This is a genomic window from Kitasatospora sp. NPDC054768 (assembly GCF_053612025.1).
On the sequence record NZ_JBSHBN010000102.1, the window covers coordinates 1 to 1,320 of the forward strand.

Here is a 1,320-nt window from a genome sequence, read left to right on the forward strand (position 1 = left end):
GCCTCCGGCCTCCCCACCGGCGTCACCGCGAGCCTCAACCCCTCCACCGTCCAGGCCGGCTCCTCCGCCACCCTCACCCTCAACGCCTCCGCCACCACGGCGAACGGCACCTACCAGATCACCGTCACCGGCACCGCCGGCACCACCACCCACACCGCCCAGTACAGCCTCACGGTGGGCAAGGACTCGCCCAACCCCGGCGGCACCTGGACCGCCGGCACCACCTACCAGGCCGGCGACATCGTGACCTACAACGGCGTCGGCTACCGCTGCCTCCAGGGCCACACCGCCCAGGTCGGCTGGGAGCCGCCGAACGTGCCCGCGCTCTGGCAGCAGGTGTGACCGGCTTGCGCTGACACCCCGTGAAGCCGCTGCGCCGCGGCCCGTCGAGGGGGACGGACCGCGGCGCGGCCGTGCGCGCCGACGGATGCCGGAGGGGTCCCGGGGAGAGGGCCCCGGGATGCCGCGGTGCGCACCGAAGCCCCCGGGGGCGGCCTGGACAGTGGGCCGCCCCCGGGGCGCCGTCGGCACCGTGCCCACGGCGCGGCGGTCGGTCGGCTGCCGCGGTCGGTCAGGTGCTGCGGTCGAAGAGCTTGACGCGCAGCGGCTCCCGGGCCGGGGTGTCGACCGGTTCCGGCGGGGAGAGGGTGAGGACGAACCCGCCGATCGCGATGACGGCCATGATGGCGACGGCGAGCGGCACGACGAACTGGGAGGCGGGCAGGCCGTCGGCCCGGAACCGCTCGTCCGGTTTCCGCGAAATCGGCGGCCGACGGAATTTCTGAGGGATTTTCAGGGGAATCCGCCGATGACGGCGGTTCATGATCGACATTGCGCCGGGTCAGGCCGTTTTCGCGGCGGGGCACGGAAAACGCCGCGGAATTCACCCGCGCGGAAAGGCCGGCCCGCGGCACGCCGGGGACGGGGCCGCCCGCTACCGCCCGGGCGCGGCCTGCGCGATGACGGCCCGCAGGCGGGCCTGGACGGCCTCGGCGGCCTCGCGGGTGACCGGGTCCTCGCTCTCCAGCTGCGGGGCGATCAGCTCCGCGGCGGCCACCAGGAGCGGCAGGGGCACCTCCACGCTGCGCAGGTGGAGGAGCTGGGAGGCCGCCCGCTCACCGGGCGTGGCCGGTGCGGGAGCGACGGGGATCAGGGCGGTGAGGCCCCGGGGGAGCGGCTGAGTGCTGGTCACCCGGCCCATTCTCCCGTGCGGGCCCGGGCGGTGCGGGGCCGGGGGGGCCCGCCGGGGGGGGGCGGGGGGAGGTGGGGCGGGGGTAGCCGGGGCCCCGGTACGGCGGGGGCCGGGGGGGGGCGGCGCCC

3 protein-coding genes are annotated in these 1,320 nt (G+C 76.9%); 1 reads left to right on the forward strand and 2 read right to left on the reverse strand.

What is annotated here, in order from left to right:
• Window positions 1-342, forward strand: a 342-nt coding sequence (locus ACWGKU_RS26500) for a carbohydrate-binding protein (protein ID WP_452179279.1), incomplete at its 5' end; no start/stop codon positions are given.
• Between the two features lie 229 nt (window positions 343-571).
• Here ACWGKU_RS26500 and ACWGKU_RS26505 read toward each other — a convergent pair.
• Window positions 572-703 carry a hypothetical protein gene (locus ACWGKU_RS26505; protein WP_452179278.1) on the reverse strand — a complete coding sequence of 44 codons (132 nt, stop codon included), beginning with the start codon at window positions 701-703 and terminating at the stop codon, window positions 572-574.
• Between the two features lie 231 nt (window positions 704-934).
• On the reverse strand, window positions 935-1,192 hold the full coding sequence (locus tag ACWGKU_RS26510; protein ID WP_452179277.1) for a hypothetical protein: 258 nt from the start codon (window positions 1,190-1,192) through the stop codon (window positions 935-937).
• Window positions 1,193-1,320: the final 128 nt, after the last annotated feature.